The sequence below is a fragment of the Ornithinimicrobium cavernae genome (assembly GCF_003121625.1).
Classification (GTDB): domain Bacteria; phylum Actinomycetota; class Actinomycetes; order Actinomycetales; family Dermatophilaceae; genus Ornithinicoccus; species Ornithinicoccus cavernae.
Genome location: NZ_QDDJ01000014.1, coordinates 133,506 through 148,941, shown reverse-complemented (window position 1 = coordinate 148,941; position 15,436 = coordinate 133,506). Strand labels below are relative to the sequence as shown.

14 protein-coding genes are annotated in these 15,436 nt (G+C 72.2%); 7 read left to right on the top strand and 7 right to left on the bottom strand.

Annotated elements, in window-relative coordinates:
* Positions 1–239: 239 nt before the first annotated feature.
* A complete protein-coding gene (locus DA085_RS16330; protein ID WP_109474038.1) occupies positions 240–869 on the bottom strand; it encodes a TetR/AcrR family transcriptional regulator in 630 nt (209 codons plus the stop codon).
* Between the two features lie 64 nt (positions 870–933).
* Here DA085_RS16330 and DA085_RS16325 point away from each other — a divergent pair, with 64 nt between their 5' ends.
* Positions 934–1,365, top strand: a complete 432-nt coding sequence (locus DA085_RS16325) for an ester cyclase (protein ID WP_109474037.1) — start codon at positions 934–936, stop codon at positions 1,363–1,365.
* A 93-nt stretch (positions 1,366–1,458) separates the two neighbouring features.
* Positions 1,459–2,244 carry a DUF427 domain-containing protein gene (locus DA085_RS16320; RefSeq protein WP_109474036.1) on the top strand — a complete coding sequence of 262 codons (786 nt, stop codon included), beginning with the start codon at positions 1,459–1,461 and terminating at the stop codon, positions 2,242–2,244.
* On the opposite strand, the gene DA085_RS16315 is transcribed toward DA085_RS16320, so the two are convergent.
* Both DA085_RS16315 and DA085_RS16310 read right to left on the bottom strand, forming a co-directional pair.
* Positions 2,241–3,698, bottom strand: a complete 1,458-nt coding sequence (locus tag DA085_RS16315) for a sensor histidine kinase (protein ID WP_237565567.1) — start codon at positions 3,696–3,698, stop codon at positions 2,241–2,243. The genes DA085_RS16320 and DA085_RS16315 overlap by 4 nt on opposite strands.
* Positions 3,699–3,703: 5 nt before the next feature.
* Positions 3,704–4,417: a response regulator transcription factor gene (locus tag DA085_RS16310; protein ID WP_109474035.1), complete on the bottom strand. Its 714-nt coding sequence runs from the start codon at positions 4,415–4,417 to the stop codon at positions 3,704–3,706.
* 126 nt (positions 4,418–4,543) lie between these two features.
* Between DA085_RS16310 and DA085_RS16305 the strand changes: the two genes are divergently transcribed.
* Entirely contained in the window at positions 4,544–5,251 is a 708-nt protein-coding gene (locus DA085_RS16305) for a phosphatase PAP2 family protein (RefSeq protein WP_161958522.1), read from the top strand.
* Here DA085_RS16305 and DA085_RS16300 read toward each other — a convergent pair.
* Positions 5,203–6,861, bottom strand: a complete 1,659-nt coding sequence (locus DA085_RS16300; protein ID WP_109474033.1) for a DNA repair helicase XPB — start codon at positions 6,859–6,861, stop codon at positions 5,203–5,205. The two genes, DA085_RS16305 and DA085_RS16300, sit on opposite strands and share 49 nt — an antisense overlap.
* Before the next feature lie 240 nt (positions 6,862–7,101).
* Between DA085_RS16300 and DA085_RS16295 the strand changes: the two genes are divergently transcribed.
* The 3 genes from DA085_RS16295 to DA085_RS16285 all read left to right on the top strand — a co-directional run bounded on the left by DA085_RS16295 (position 7,102) and on the right by DA085_RS16285 (position 10,668).
* The gene (locus DA085_RS16295; protein ID WP_109474032.1) at positions 7,102–9,033 is read left to right on the top strand and encodes an adenylate/guanylate cyclase domain-containing protein; all 1,932 of its coding nucleotides are present in this window, start codon (positions 7,102–7,104) and stop codon (positions 9,031–9,033) included.
* A 69-nt stretch (positions 9,034–9,102) separates the two neighbouring features.
* On the top strand, positions 9,103–9,714 hold the full coding sequence (locus DA085_RS16290; RefSeq protein WP_237565566.1) for a hypothetical protein: 612 nt from the start codon (positions 9,103–9,105) through the stop codon (positions 9,712–9,714).
* A gap of 12 nt (positions 9,715–9,726) precedes the next feature.
* Entirely contained in the window at positions 9,727–10,668 is a 942-nt protein-coding gene (locus DA085_RS16285; protein WP_109474030.1) for a hydroxymethylglutaryl-CoA lyase, read from the top strand.
* 17 nt (positions 10,669–10,685) lie between these two features.
* On the opposite strand, the gene DA085_RS16280 is transcribed toward DA085_RS16285, so the two are convergent.
* The 3 genes from DA085_RS16280 to DA085_RS16270 all read right to left on the bottom strand — a co-directional run bounded on the left by DA085_RS16280 (position 10,686) and on the right by DA085_RS16270 (position 13,373).
* On the bottom strand, positions 10,686–11,000 hold the full coding sequence (locus tag DA085_RS16280) for a hypothetical protein (protein WP_109474029.1): 315 nt from the start codon (positions 10,998–11,000) through the stop codon (positions 10,686–10,688).
* A 77-nt stretch (positions 11,001–11,077) separates the two neighbouring features.
* The gene (locus DA085_RS16275; RefSeq protein WP_109474028.1) at positions 11,078–11,758 is read right to left on the bottom strand and encodes a GNAT family N-acetyltransferase; all 681 of its coding nucleotides are present in this window, start codon (positions 11,756–11,758) and stop codon (positions 11,078–11,080) included.
* Positions 11,759–11,771: 13 nt separating this feature from the next.
* A complete protein-coding gene (locus DA085_RS16270; RefSeq protein WP_109474027.1) occupies positions 11,772–13,373 on the bottom strand; it encodes an ABC transporter permease in 1,602 nt (533 codons plus the stop codon).
* A gap of 83 nt (positions 13,374–13,456) precedes the next feature.
* Between DA085_RS16270 and DA085_RS16265 the strand changes: the two genes are divergently transcribed.
* Positions 13,457–15,433, top strand: coding sequence for a M13 family metallopeptidase (locus DA085_RS16265; RefSeq protein ID WP_109474026.1), 1,977 nt, complete (start codon positions 13,457–13,459; stop codon positions 15,431–15,433).
* Positions 15,434–15,436: the final 3 nt, after the last annotated feature.

Genomic DNA, 15,436 nt, shown 5'->3' with positions numbered 1-15,436 from the left:
GAACAGACATCACAGCACCTCCGACAGCGCAGACAAGCAGCCCCAACGGCTGATACGAATGTCCTCCCGGATCACGTGCATAACAAGCAGAGTCGTGATGTCGCGACCCTCGAGAGAACAGCAAGCCCGCGCCGTGCGAGCAGTCCACCGGGGCTGCGGGCTGTATGCGATCGAGGTCCTGGCTGCTCTCCGCGGTCTGGTCAGACCGTCCGCTGCCGCATCCTGGAGCAGGGTGGCGGTCAGCAGAGGATCGCCTGCAGGCTGCGGGCGAGCCACTGCTCGTACCGGGCCGCGGACCAGCCGCAGCGCCGGAGCAGGCGGTCAGCCACCTCCGGCGACGTGAGCGTCCACACCACGTCGACGGCATCCTCCAACGACGTCCCGTCGGGCAGTCCGTGCCTCTCGCGCAGGGCCGTGACCATATGGGTGTTGCCGGTGCGCCGCTCGGCATCCATGGTGGACACGAGGTCGGCGATGACCCGGTCGGAGGCGGGGCCCGCATAGATCAGCTGCGCCAGGAGGGGCCCGACACCCACCATGATCCGCCGGCTGTGGGCGGCGTACGCGGCGAGCATCGTCGCGCGGTCGGGGGCCTCGGTCATCGCCAGGAACTCCGGCCGCTCGCTCATCGGCACCGGTGCCGTGTCGCCGGCCAGGAGCACGTCATACACCGCCTTGACGACGGCCGCCTTGCCGCCCACGGTGTTGTAGACGGTCTGGGGACTGACCCCCGCCGTGCGCGCGAGGTCGGCGACGGTCATCGTGCGGTAGCCGCCGGCGAGCAGCAGGTCCCTGGCCGCCTCGACGATCTTGCGACGGGTCTCCTCGACGCCGAGGTCACGCTTCGGGCTCCGGTACCGACGACCCATTGACAACCACCCTTTCGATGGAACACCATTCTAGTGGAAGTGTGTTCCACCCAAGGAGTACCTCATGTCGAACCCAGCCACGCCAGCCGCTCTCGCCGTGTTCGAGGCCATCAACACCGCGGACCTGAGCCGGCTCGACGAGTACGTGACGCCGACCTTCGTCGACCACGGCTCGCCCTTCCCCATCCCACCCGGCCCCGAGGGCTACCGCCAGATCCTCACCTTCGTCACCGGGGTCCTGAAGATCCGCTACACGCTCGAGGACCTCATCGAGACCGACGACCGGATCGTGGTGCGTGCGACGGCCCGCGGTGAGGGCGTGCCGAACGTGCACGGTCCCGCCGCGGCCGGCCGGTCCTACGCGATCACCACGGCGCACATCTATCGCACCGAGGGCGACCGGCTCGCCGAGCACTGGGGCGTCCGCGACGAGGTCGGCGCGATGGTCCAGATGGGCGTGCTACCCCCACCGGAACCGATGCCGGCCACCGCCTGACGCGACGCAGGCGGTCCTGCGCGGGCCAGTCGGGCGCCCAGCCGCTGGAGCCAGCGCCCTTGCCGCCGGCAGAGTGCGGGTGGACGATGAGGCATGGCCGTCAATCTCTGGCAGAGCGCGTTCGAGACCCTCCCGGAGCTGAGGTTCGCGCCGTGCGAGAAGCGTCTGCGCGCGTTCCGCGACGGTGACCCCGTCGCGGACACGACCTCGGCCCTGCTCGTGTGGGAGCCAGGTCGCCTCGTCCCGGAGTATGCCGTGCCGGCGGCAGACCTGCTCGTCACCCTGGTCCCGGCGCGGGTAGCGGAGCAGCCGGACCCCCTGCCCGAGGTCCTGGTGCCGGGGAACTTCGCCTGGCACTCCAGTCCCGGGACGCGACTGGCCCTCGAGGAGGGCGGCCCAGAGGTGGCGTTCCGGCCGGACGACCCGACCCTGGCGGGCAGGGTCGTCCTCGACTTCTCCGCGTTCGACTGGGTCGAGGAGGAGCAGGCGGTCCTGGGGCATCCCCATGACCCGTTCCAGCGGATCGACTGCCTGGAGAGCAGCCGGCACGTGGTCGTCCGGCTGGGTGACACGGTCCTGGCGGAGTCGACGCGTCCGGTCGCGCTCTTCGAGACGCACCTGCCACCCCGCTGGTACCTCCCGCGGGAGGACGTCCGACTGGACCTGCTGAGGGCGTCGAGCACGCACACGGTCTGTGCCTACAAGGGCGTGGCGAGCTACCTGGACAGCGACCTCGAGGGTGGCAGCGCCATCGCCTGGTTCTATCCGGACCCACTCCACGATGCCGAGCCCGTGCGGGACCTGATCTGCTTCTGGTCCGAGCGCTGCGAGGTCGTCGTCGACGGCGCCCCGGTCGCCGGGCGGATGCCCGGCATCTAGCCGGGCGGCACCGGCCCGCGCGGCAGCTCCACCCGGAAGGTCGCGCCACCGCCGGGGGTCGGCTGGTGACGGACCGTGCCCCCGTGGCGCGCCACGATCGAGGCCACGATGGACAGTCCCAGCCCGGTGCCGCCACCCCGACCCGGCTCCCGGCTGCGCGAGGGGTCGGCACGGTAGAACCGCTCGAAGACGCGGGCCGCCGCGTCGGGCGGGATGCCGGGCCCGTGGTCGGCCACCTCGATGACCGCCCGGTCCTCGGTCTGCCCGACCAGCACATCGACGGGAGTGTCCTCCGGCGTGTGAGCCACGGCGTTGGCCACCAGGTTCGTCAGCACCTGTCGCAGGGCGAAGTCGTCCCCGGGCACGACGACGGGGCCGTTCGGGTCGCCGTAGCGGCGCAGGGCGATGGTGCGCCCCGGGGCCCGCACGCGCGCGTCCTGGACGACGTCGTTCGCGACGACGGTCAGGTCGACGGCATCGTGCGGTCGGTGGGGTGTCGTGTCCAGCCGGGTGAGCATGAGCAGGTCCTCGACCAGTCGTGCCATCCGCGACGACTCGTCCTCGATCCGCCGCATCGCGCTCGCGACGTCCTCCGGGTCGGAGACGCCACCGAAGCGGTAGAGCTCGGCGTAGCCCTTGACGGTGGCCAGCGGTGTGCGCAGCTCGTGGGAGGCGTCCGCGACGAACTGGCGCATCCTCGCCTCGGAGGCCTCACGGACGGCGAACGACTGCTCGATCTGCGCGAGCATCACGTTGAGCGAGTCGGAGAGGGAGGCCACCTCGTCGTTGGCGTTGCGCTCGGGGATGCGCCGGGTCAGGTCTCCTGCGGCGATGGCCGCGGCGGTGTCCTCGATGCGGGTGAGGGGCCGGAAGGCGCGGCGCACCGCGAACCAGCCGATCAGGGCCACGGCGACCAGTGTCGCCAGCCCGACGACCGCTGTCAGCACGAGCAGCTGTTTGACCGTGTTGGTGACCGGGGACAGCGGCAGCGCGACGGCAACGGTGCCCTCACCGCTGGAGAAGCGGCCGAGCAGGACGCGCCACCGGGTGTCCCCGTCCAGGGACTCGACGGTGAACGGTCCCTGGCCGATCCGCGGATCGTCCATCGGGACCCGGCCGAAGTCGGGCACCTGGTCCCGACCGTGGGCGCTGACCTGGAAGGTCGTGCCGTTGGCTGCGGTGATGAGCAGGTAGTAGGGGCTGGGCGGCGCGCCACCGGAGGACTGGCCACGGAGCCCGTCGAGCGCGGACAGCGCCAGCGGCTCGATGTAGGCCTCCAGCTCGGAGTCGGTGCGGTCCGTCAGGTAGTCGCGCAGCAGGGTGGCGGTCAGCGCGGTGGTGATGACGTAGGCGGTGAGCACCAGCATCACGACGACGGTCACCAGGCGCGCCGTCAGCGACAGGTTGTGCAGCCGCGTGACGGCGGACCGGCGCGAGGAGCCGATCCACCCCACGGGGCTCAGGCGCTCTCGTGGTCGCGCGGCTCCCGTAGGACGTAGCCGACGCCGCGCTTGGTGTGGATCAGCGGCTCGCCCTCGGTGTCGATCTTGCGACGCAGGTAGGAGATGTAGGACTCCACGATCCCCATCTCGCCCCGGAAGTCGTAGTCCCAGACGTGGTCCAGGATCTGGGCCTTGGACAGCACCCGGTTGGCGTTGAGCATCAGATAGCGCAGCAGCTTGAACTCGGTGGGGGAGACATCGATGACGCGGCCGGCGCGGGTGACCTCGTGACGGTCCTCGTCGAGCTCGAGGTCGGCCACCCGCAGGGTGGTGTCCTCGTCGGCCGGCTCGAACGTCTGGGTCCGCCGCAGCACCGCGCGGATGCGGGCCACGACCTCCTCCAGGCTGAACGGCTTGGTGACATAGTCGTCGCCACCGACAGTGAGCCCCTTGAGCTTGTCGTCCAGGCTGTCCCGGGCGGTGAGGAACAGGACGGGGACGTCGCGCCCGTGGTCCCGCAGCTTGCGGGTGACGGTGAAGCCGTCCATGTCGGGCAGCATCACGTCCATGACGGCGAGGTCGATGTCGTGCTCCTCGGCCAACCGCATGGCGGTGTTGCCGTCCGGGGCGGCATGGACCTCGAAGCCCGCGAACTTCAGGCTCGTGGTGAGCAGCTCACGGATGTTGGTCTCGTCCTCGACGACGAGCAGGGTTGCCTCGGCGGTACTCATGACACCAGTGTGTGACCGAACTCTGAGAACTTCCTGACAAGGCGCTGGGGTGCCTGCTGTCGTCATCCCGTGCAGGCGCGTCGGTGAGCGCGTCGCCCAGGCTCTCCGCCTACCATGCATGGCCTGATGCGACGCCTGCCCCGGATGACGTCCCTGCCCGTGCTGGCGGGGGCGTTCGTCGTCGTCACCCTGCTGGCGGCGGGGCCGCTGCGCGACCTGGACCACGCCCTGCAGGCCTACTGGTCACGGCGGTACACCCCGAACTGGCACGAGTTCCTCGACACCGTGCCCAACGCGGTCGCCGGGCAGGCGGTCTGCCTCCCGGCGCTCGTGGCGGTGGCCGGCTGGCTCGCCGTGCGACAACGCACCTGGCACCCGGTCCTCGTGGCGCTGGCGGCCGAGGGTGCGTTCCTCGTCGGGGTCGGCGGGCTCAAGGTGCTGCTGGCGCGCACGTCACCGGCCGTCGGTGACGGCTCGTTCCTCTCCGGGGGCTTCCTCGAGCACGGCTGGTACGGCATGGCCTACCCCTCCGGGCACGCCGCGGAGGCGGTGCTGGTCTACGGGGCGGCGGCCTACCTGGTGCGCACCTACTCCCACCCCGACCTGCGCGTGCGGACGCGCACGTTCTGGCTCGTGCTGCTCATCGCGGCGGGGGCCCTCCTGGTCGCGTTCTACCTCGGCTTCCACTGGCCGACCGACCTGGTCGGTGGGGTCCTGGCCGGCGGCATGCTGCTGCGGCTGGTCGTCGACGTGGACCGGTCCGTCGCGGCACGTGCGCGCGACCGTCAGACCGGGTCGAGCGTGCCCAGCTCCTCGGCATCGACGATGCGGTAGGCGTAGCCCTGCTCGGCGAGGAACCGCTGCCGGTGCGCCGCGAACTCGGCGTCGACGGTGTCCCGGGACACGATCGTGTAGAAGTGCGCCGTCCGGCCGTCGCCCTTGGGGCGCAGCACCCGGCCCAGGCGCTGGGCCTCCTCCTGCCGTGAGCCGAAGGTGCCCGACACCTGGATGGCGACCGAGGCCTCCGGCAGATCGATCGAGAAGTTGGCGACCTTGCTCACGACAAGCAGGTTGATCTCACCGGTGCGGAACGCCGCGAAGAGCTTCTGCCGCTCGGCGACCGTCGTCTCCCCGGTGATCAGGGGCGCGTCGAGCCGCTCGGACAGGGTGGCGAGCTGGTCGAGGTACTGCCCGATGACCAGGGTCTGCTGCCCACGGTGCCGTTCGACCAGCTGGTCCACGACCTTGTCCTTGGCCGGTGCGCACGAGGCGAACCGGTAGCGCTCGTCGGGCTCCGCCACGGCATACGTCATCCGCATCGCGTCCGACAGGGTGACCCGCACCTCCACGCAGTCGGCCGGCGCGATGTAACCCTGCGCCTCGATGTCCTTCCACGGGGCGTCGTAGCGCTTGGGGCCGATGAGGGTGAACACCTCGGACTCCCGGCCGTCCTCGCGCACGAGCGTCGCCGTCAGACCCAGCCGGCGACGGGCCTGCAGGTCAGCGGTCATCCGGAAGATCGGCGCCGGCAGCAGGTGCACCTCGTCGTAGACGATCAGGCCCCAGTCGCGGGCGTCCAGCAGGTCCAGGTGCTTGTAGACACCGCCGCGCCTGGTGGTGAGCACCTGGTAGGTCGCGATGGTCACCGGGCGGATCTCCTTGCGGGAGCCGCTGTACTCACCGATCTCGTCCTCGGTGAGGCTGGTGCGCGCGAGGAGCTCGTCGCGCCACTGGCGGGCCGAGACCGTGTTGGTCACCAGGATGAGCGTCGTCGTGCCCGACTTGGCCATCGCCCCGGCACCAACCAGCGTCTTGCCGGCCCCGCAGGGCAGGACGACCACACCGGAGCCGCCGTCCCAGAAGCCGTTGACGGCCTGCTCCTGGTAGGGCCGCAGGGCCCAGCCGTCCTGGAAGAGGTCGATCGGGTGCTTCTCGCCGTCGACGTAACCGGCCAGGTCCTCCGCCGGCCACCCGACCTTGATGAGCTCCTGCTTCAGGTGGCCCCGCTCGGAGGAGTGCACGACCACCGTGTCGGGGTCGAGACGGTCACCGGTCAACGGCTTGATCTTCTTGTGCCGCAGGATCTCCTCGAGCACGGCACGGTCCGTGGTGCGCAGCAGCAGGCGCGACGGCTCCGTGGAGTCGTCCTTCTCCAGGGTCAGCCGCCCGTAGCGGTCCATCGTCTCGGCGATGTCCAGCAGCAGGGCGTTGGGCACCGGGTAGCGGCTGTGCGTCACCAGGGCGTCCACCACCTGCTCGGCGTCGTGGCCCGCGGCGCGGGCGTTCCACAGGCCCAGCGGGGTGATGCGGTAGGTGTGGACGTGCTCCGGGGCGCGCTCGAGCTCGGCGAACGGCGCGACGGCACGCCGCGCCTCCTGGGCGTCGGGGTGGTCGACCTCGAGCAGCAGGGTCTTGTCGGACTGGACGATCAGTGGGCCATTCATCGTGAGGTCAACGGTATGCGGACCCGCTGGCATTCCAGCAGCCGCCCGGCAACCCCTCGGGCGGGCCGGCTCCCGGGCCCCTCCGCGGATTGCCGGGAAAGACCGAGAACGAGTGCGTGACGGGGAGGGTGACCTGGCTCTACCATGAGGCATGGGCCTCCGTGACGGGCTTGGGTGTCTCTCCCCTCCTGTTGGCCTTCGAGAGAAGGATCCGGTCGGCTGGCCGACCGGGATGCTGCCATGAGCCAGGTCGCCGGCTCCGTCGACAGCGGACGTGTCGCGGCCGAGCAGGGACGGTGGCGGGACGCCTATGCCGCCTTCGCCGGGGCGGACCCGGAGCTGTTGTCGGAGGCTGACCTGGTGGCGTTCGGGGAGGCGGCGTGGTGGACCGGCCGGGCGGATGAGTCGATCAGGCTGCGGGAGCGCGCCTACCGGGCCTTCCTGGCCCGGGACGACCGCACGCAGGCGGCCCGGGTGGCGATCATGCTCGCGTGGGACCACGCCGCCCGGGGCGCCGAGGCCGTGTACCACGGTTGGATGGCCCGGGCCGAGCGGTTGCTCGAGGGGCTCCACGACTCCGCCGAGTTCGCCTACCTGGTGACGGTGCGCGGCTTCAACAACATGGAGGGCGGCAATATCGAGGAGGCCCTCGTCGACCTCGAGCGTGGCGAGGAGATGGGCGTCCGGCTCGCTGACCGGGAGGTCCAGGCGCTCGCGCGGACCTCCCGCGGACGGATCATGGTCCAGAGGGGCGAGGTCGACGAGGGTCTGGCCCTGCTGGACGAGGCCTCGGCCGCCGCGGTCAGCGGCGAGCTGCGCCCGTTCGAGTCGGGGCTCATCTACTGCGTCACGATCTCCTCGTGCCAGGAGGTCGGGGACTACCGCCGCGCAGCCGAGTGGACCGAGGCGGCCAACCACTGGTGCGACCAGCACGAGGTCACCGGCTTCCCGGGGGCCTGCCGGGTGCACCGGGCCCAGGTGCTGCGCCTGCGTGGTCTCTGGTCGGATGCGGAGGTGCAGTGCCAGGCCGCCTGCGACGAGCTGCGCGACTACAACCGGTGGATCACGGCTGACGGACTCTACGAGATCGGCGAGATCCGGAGGCGACGCGGAGACTTCGCCGCGGCGCTCGAGGCCTACCGGCAGGCGGCGGAGATCGGTCGTCCGGCACAGCCCGGGCTGGCCCTGCTCCGGCTCGCCGAGGGCAAGGTCGATGCGGCCGCAGCCGCGATGCTGCGCACGCTGGACGAGGTGTCCACGCCGCTCGCGCGGCTCGCCCTCCTCCCGGCGCAGGTCGAGATCGCCCTGGCAGCAGGTGACCTCCCCGGGGCGCGGGCGGCCGCGGACGAACTGGAGACCTCGGTCGCGAGATACCGGGTGGGGAGGCGCACCACGCCGGCGTTCGATGCGCAGCAGCACCTGGCCGCGGGACGGATCCAGCTCGCTGAGCGGGACTGGGCCGGCGCGGTCCGCAGTCTGCGACGGGCACGGGAGATGTGGCAACAGGTCGGGGCGCCCTACGAGGTCGCCCAGGCGCGGATGCTGCTGGGGATGGCCTACCGGCACCTGTCGGACGACGACGGTGCCACGGAGGAGTTCCAGGCCGCGGAGGCGACGTTCGCCCGTCTCGGTGCCCGGCTGGACGAGGAGCGGGTCAAGGAGCTGCTGGGGCGCCTGCAGACCCGCCGGACCTTCCTGTTCACCGACATCGTCGGTTCGACGACACTGCTCGAGACCGTCGGCGACGAGAAGTGGCGCAGGCTGCTCGCCCGGCACGACGAGCTGCTCCGCGCCCGCATCGTCGAGGCCGGCGGCGAGGTCATCAAGCAGACCGGTGACGGGTTCTTTGCCGCGTTCGCGCAACCGCAGGTGGCGGTCCAGGCTGCCGTCGCCATGCAGCGGGCCCTGTCCGAGGAGGTCTTCGCCCCCGACATCCGGATCGGTGTCCACACCGGCGGAGCGTTCCACGTCGGGGGCGATGCCGCAGACTACGGCGGCCAGGGCGTGCACATGGCGGCCCGGATCGGTGCCGCGGCCGGCAGCGGCGAGATCCTGGTCAGCCGGGAGACCCTCGATGGTGTGCCCATCACGGGGATCCGGTCCGAGCCGCGCGAGCTCACGCTGAAGGGGTTCGAGTCACCGGTGACGGTCGTGGCGATCGAGTGGCGCTAGCCCGGTGCCGGTCCGGGCCCTGCCGAAACCGGCTCGCGCGCGGACCCCACCTGCAGAACCATGGGGTGCGTGGCACTGGACGGCACGACCGACCGGACCCTCGTCCTGCTCGAGGGGCCGAGCGACGTCGCGGCCCTGACCGCCCTGCTCCGCCAGGCACCCACGGGTCCGGGGGAGCGGCCTGCGGGAGCCGGCCGTCCGGCATACGAGCTGGTCGACCTGGGCGGGGTGACCAACGTCGGGGCGCACCTGCGACGCGCCCGTGAATTCGACCCCGCGCCGCGGGTCCTCGGACTCTGTGATGCCGGCGAGGTGAGGGTGCTGCTGCGTGCGCTGCAGCGGGTGGGACGAGAGGTGGCCGAGCCGCAGGACCTGGCGGCGGAGGGGTTCTTCGTGTGCGACCGCGACCTGGAGGACGAGCTGATCCGGGCGCTCGGCCCGCAACGGTGCCTGGAGGTGCTCGACGAGCAGGGACTGGCCGACCGGTTCGCGACGTTCAGCCGGCAGCAGGCCTGGGCGGGCAGACCCCTGACCGAGCGGCTGCACCGGTTCAGCGGCATCGCCTCCGGGCGCAAGATCCTGCTCGCCGGTGCCATGGCCACCGCGCTGGAGCCGGACCGGGTCCCGCCCCCGCTCGAGGGACTGCTGCGGTGTCTGCTCGGTGCCGGTGCGCGGGCCTGAGAGGATGACGCCATGACGAGCAGGACACTGCCGATGACCGAGCCGGCCGCAGGCTTCCCGGAGCAGGTGACCATCTACGAGGTCGGCCCCCGGGACGGCCTGCAGAACGAGAAGGCCGTCGTGCCGGTGGAGGTCAAGGCCGAGTTCGTGCGCCGCCTGGTGGACGCGGGGCTGCAGACCGTCGAGCTGACCTCGTTCGTCCCGGCGAAGTGGGTGCCGCAGCTCGGGGACGCCGAGGAGCTGCTCGACCTGCTCGGCCCCGTCGCCGCCGGTCAGCAGCGACCGGTCCTGGTGCCCAACGAGCGGGGGCTGGACCGGGCGCTGGAGAAGGGGGTGAAGGCCGTCGCCGTCTTCGGCAGCGCCACCGAGACGTTCGCCCGCAAGAACCTGAACCGCTCCGTCGAGGAGTCCCTGGCGATGTTCGCACCCGTCGTGCAGCGCGCGCTGGACGCCGGTGCCTGGGTGCGCGGCTACGTCTCGATGTGCTTCGGCGACCCCTGGGAGGGGCCGGTCCCGGTGAGCCAGGTCGTCGACGTCTGCTCCCGCCTGATGGACCTCGGCTGCGACCAGCTGTCCGTCGGCGACACCATCGGGGTGGGGACCGCCGGCCACGTGAGCCGGCTCCTGGAGGCGCTCGACGCGGCGGGGATCGGCCCCGACCAGGTCGGCGTGCACTTCCACGACACCTACGGGCAGGCGCTCGCCAACACGATGACCGCGCTGTCGCACGGGGTCAGCGTCGTGGACGCCAGCACCGGTGGGCTGGGCGGCTGCCCCTACGCCAGGTCGGCGACGGGCAACCTGGCCACCGAGGACCTGGTCTGGGCGCTGGACGGCCTCGGCATCGAGCACGGTGCCGACCTCGACGCGCTGGTCGAGACCTCGGTGTGGATGGCCGGCCAGCTGGGCCGCCCGTCCCCGTCCCGTGTGGTCAGGGCGCTCTCCGGAGGCTGAGCACCCGCGGAGCCCGCTCAGGACTCCGGGTCGAGGGGGACGTCCTCCGGCGCATCGACGTCGAAGGCGAACTCGTCGCCGGCCGCGGGTGCCGCCACGGTCTCCACGTCCTCGTTGGCGCCCTGGGTCAGGGTGCCCTCGACATCCCGGACCTCGCCGCCGGTCTCGATGACCAGGCCCTCGTCGGTGTCGTCGTCGAAGCCGGGGATCGACGTGGTCAGGTCCACGGCCGCCTCGCCGGCGCCCGTCGCGTCACCGTCAGCGGTCGACTTCGTGTCGCCCACGTTCTCCTGCTTGTGGTTGGAGTTGAACAGGCCGCCTGCAATGCTCACGCGATCGCCTCTCGCTCGGTGTCCCCGCCGGTCACGGCCGGTGCTCCCTCGACCGTAGCCGCCAGGGAGCCCCTCGGCTAGCCCTCCCGTCCCGCATCGCGGGCGGGCGCCCCCTCGAGCCGCGCGAGGAGCCCGTCGCGCACGGCGGGCCACTCGTCCACCAGGACGGAGAAGACGGCGCTGTCCCGCCACGTGCCGTCGGCGCGGCGGCTGTCGCGCCGGGTGATGCCCTCGAAGGTGGCGCCGAGCCTGCTGATCGCGGCGCGGGAGCGGGCGTTGATGACGTCGGTCTGGATCCGCACCCGCCCGAAGCCGCACGTGTCGAAGGCGTGGGTGAGCAGGAGCAGCTTGGCCTCCGGGTTGACGGAGGTGCCCCACCACCGGGACCCGTAGAAGGTCCAGCCGAGGTGCACGTGCTCCCGGACCAGGTCGACGTCTCCCAGCGAGCTGGTGCCCACCACGGTCCCTGCCGCGCCGAGCTCACTGTCGGCGACCAGCCGGACCGTGTAGGCGGTGCGGCCGGTCCCGTCGGCCGCCCGTGCGGCGACCGCCTCCGCGACGGCCTGCCGGGTCTGGTCCAGCGACGTGTGCCGCCGGTCCATCGCATAGCCCTGCTCGTATGCCGCAGGGTCGCCGTAGACGGCCAGCAGTCCGTCCGCGTCGGCCGGGACGGTCGGGTCCAGCCGCACCATCGTGCCGATCAGCGGCTCCCCGGTCGGCGGCACGGGCGGTGTGTCGGTGGAGGTGACAGGGGCCATGGCGGAAGCGTAGTCACCGGGTCAGGATGTCGCGGCGGGAGTAGCCGAGCAGGCCGCCGGCGACCAGCAGCAGGGCGAGGGCCGTGGTCACCGCGACCGGCGTCCAGGCGAACGGCTCGACGGGCACCGCCGCCAGCTGCGCGAACGGGGTGAGGCCGGTCAGCCACCCCGGCAGACCGATGACCTCACCGAGCAGGCCGACCAGCAGCGACCACGCGACGACGGCCCACGGCAGCGGGGAGAGCCCGGGGAGGGTGCCGTGGACCAGGGCGCCGAGGCCGACCACGAGCCAGACGCCGGGCAGCAGGGCGGCGGCGCCCTGCCCCGCCGCCACGACGGGGCCCCAGCCGCCCGACGTGAGAGCCAGCGCGGTGCCGAGCAGCGCACCGACGAGGGGGAACAGCAGGGTCGGGACCCCGAGGGCCAGCGCCAGGTGGGAGGCGGCGAACCGGGTACGGGGCACCGCGGTCGCCAGGACGGCGTCGACGTGTCCGGACTCCTCCTCGTGGTGCAGCCGGCCCAGCACCTGCAGGGCCATGGCCGCCGCCATGATGACGAGGAGCCCGAGCATCGCGACGAAGAAGGCATCGGTCAGCACGTCCGCGTCCTGTCCCATCCGGCGCAGGGCCTCCGCCAGCTGGGGCGTGTCAGCGAGCATCTCCTCGAAGCCGGTCGCCACCGAGCCCATGAGGGCGCCGAAGACCAGCAGCCCGACACACCAGCCGGCGATGCTCCCGCGCTGCAGGCGCCAGGCCAGCCCGAGCGGTCCGGCCAGCCACGGTGCCGCCGTCGCCGCTCCGCGCCGCTCCGCCCAGAGGCCGGAGCCGTGGTCCCGGCGCGCCTCCAGGGTCACGGCGAGCCCGGTCAGCAGGAGGGTCAGGGCGAGGGGGAGCAGCAGGACCAGGGGCCGCTCACCCGCATACGGACGGCTCAGCGCCATCCACTCGACGGGGGAGGCCCAGGCCAGCGGCCGCAGGGCGGACCCCTCGGGGGCGCCGTCGGCGACGGCCCGGATCAGGTATGCCGTCACGAGGGTCGCGAGCGCAGCGCCGCGGGCCGCGCGGGCCGAGCTGGTGAGCTGGGCGGTGACCGCCCCCACGCCCACGAACACCGCCGCGGTGAGGGCCGTCCCCGCCCCGAACACCAGCGAACCGAGCAGTCCGGTCCGGACGACGGTCATCCCCGCGGCGACGAGCGTGCCGAGCACGAGACAGGCGCCGAGGCAGACGACCAGGGAGGCGGTGAGCGGTGCGTGTCGGCCGACCACGGCCGAGCGGACCAGCTCGGTCCGGCCGGACTCCTCGTCGGCGCGGGTGGTGCGGACGATGCCGAGGACGGCCATCACCCCCGCGACGGTGGCGGCGAAGGTCCCCACGCGCCATACGGTGAACCCGCCCGCCCCGACCAGAGAGGTCGGCGGACCGAAGATGGCCCGCATCGTCGGGTTGTCCGAGAGGCTCTCGATCGTGCGGGACGCCGCCGCGGGATCGGGGATGATCGTCTCGTAGGCCGTGGCGGTCAGGGGCACCACGGCGGCCAGCACGGCCAGCCACGCCACCCAGAACCACCGGCTCCGGCGCACGGCCAGGCCGATGAGGACACCGACACCCTGCACGTCCTGAACGCTACTCCGTTGCTGCTCCTGTCCGGGAGACCGCATACGGTTGGGGCAGTCACCGATCCGAAGGAGAACCGCTGATGAGGTCCGGAGTCCGCCGCGAGTTCATGAACCCGGCCGTCCGCGTGCAGGACGACCTGTTCGAGCACGTCAACGGCGGCTGGCTCGCCACCACCGAGATCCCGCAGGACAAGGGCCGCTACGGCGCCTTCGACATCCTGCGCGAGAACGCGGAGGCAGACGTCCGGGCCCTCATCGAGGAGAGTGCGACCGCCGGCGCCGACGCCGCCCCGGGCAGCGCCGAGCGCAAGGTCGGCGACCTCTACGCCTCCTTCATGGACACCGAGCGCATCAACGCCTTGGGGACGGACCCCCTGCTCGGGGACCTGCGCGCCATCGCCGCGGTCGCGGACCCGTCCCAGGTGGTCCGCGAGTCGGCCCGGCTGCAACGGGGCGGGGTGGACGCGCTGGTGTTCCTGTTCGTCACCGCCGACGCGGGCAACCCCGAGGAGTACATCGCCTACCTGCACCAGGGCGGCCTCGGGCTGCCGGACGAGGCCTACTACACCGACGAGGAGCACGCCGCCGCCCGGGAGGCCTATGTCGCCTACCTGGGGAGGCTGCTCGAGCTGGCGGCCCCGGCGCTGCAGGAGGCCGGTCTCGACCTGGGTCCGGACGCGGCGCAGCGGGTCTTCGACCTGGAGACCCGGATCGCCGCGGGCCACTGGGACCGGGTGACCGCCCGCGACGCCGTGCGGTCCTACACCCGGTGGTCGCGCGCCGAGCTCACCGAGGCCACGCCCGGCTGGGACTGGACGGCGTATGCCGAGGGGCTGGGTCTGCCCGACGGCGCCCTGGACCACGTCATCGCCCGGCAGCCGGACTTCCTCACCGCCACCGCCGAGGCGCTGCGCGACGTGTCGGTGGCCGACTGGCGGGCGTGGCTCACCGTGCGGCTGCTGGACAGCAGCGCGCGCTACCTGACCGACGACTTCGTCGAGGTCTCCTTCGACTTCCACGGCCGCACGCTGACCGGCACCCCGGAGAACAAGGAGCGCTGGCGGCGCGGGGTCGCCCTGGTCGAGGAGCTCATCGGGGAGGAGGTCGGCAAGCTCTATGTCGAGCGGCACTACCCGCCGGAGGCCGGTCAGCGGATGGCCCAGCTGGTCGACAACCTGCTCGCCGCCTTCCGGATCCGCATCTCCCAGCTGGAGTGGATGGGGGAGGCCACCCGGGCCAAGGCGCTGGACAAGCTGGCCGCCTTCCGGCCCAAGATCGGGCACCCGACGCGGTGGCGCGACTACTCGGCCTATGCCGTCGAGGCCGCCGACCTGCTCGGCAACGTCCGTCGTGGCAACGCGGCGGAGGTCGACTACCAGGTGGCGCGGATCGGTGGCCCGATCGACCGCGAGGAGTGGCAGATGACGCCGCAGACGGTCAACGCCTACTACCACCCGATGCTCAACGAGATCGTGTTCCCGGCCGCGATCCTGCAGCCGCCGTTCTTCGACGTGGAGGCCGACGACGCCGTCAACTACGGCGGCATCGGCGCGGTCATCGCGCACGAGGTCGGGCACGGCTTCGACGACCAGGGCTCACGCTATGCCGGCGACGGCTCGCTGACCGACTGGTGGACCGAGCAGGACCGGGCCGCGTTCGACGAGCGCGCCCAGCGGCTGATCGCCCAGTTCAGTGAGCTCGAGTCCCGCAGCGCCCCCGGCACCAAGGTCAACGGCGGGCTCACGGTCGGCGAGAACATCGGCGACCTGTGCGGTCTGGCCGTCTCCCTGGAGGCCTATCGCCTCGCCACCGACGGCGCCGCCCCCGAGATCGACGGCTGGACCGGCGACCAGCGGTTCTATCTCGGGTTCGCGCAGATCTGGCAGGGCAAGGCACGGCCGGAGGAGGCGCGGCGGCTGCTGGCGGTCGACCCGCACGCACCCGCCGACCTGCGGGCCAACCTGGCCCGCAACACCGACGCGTTCCACGAGGCGTTCGGGGTGCAGGACGGCGACGGCATGTGGCTGGCGCCGCAGGACCGCGTCCGGATCTTCTGAGCC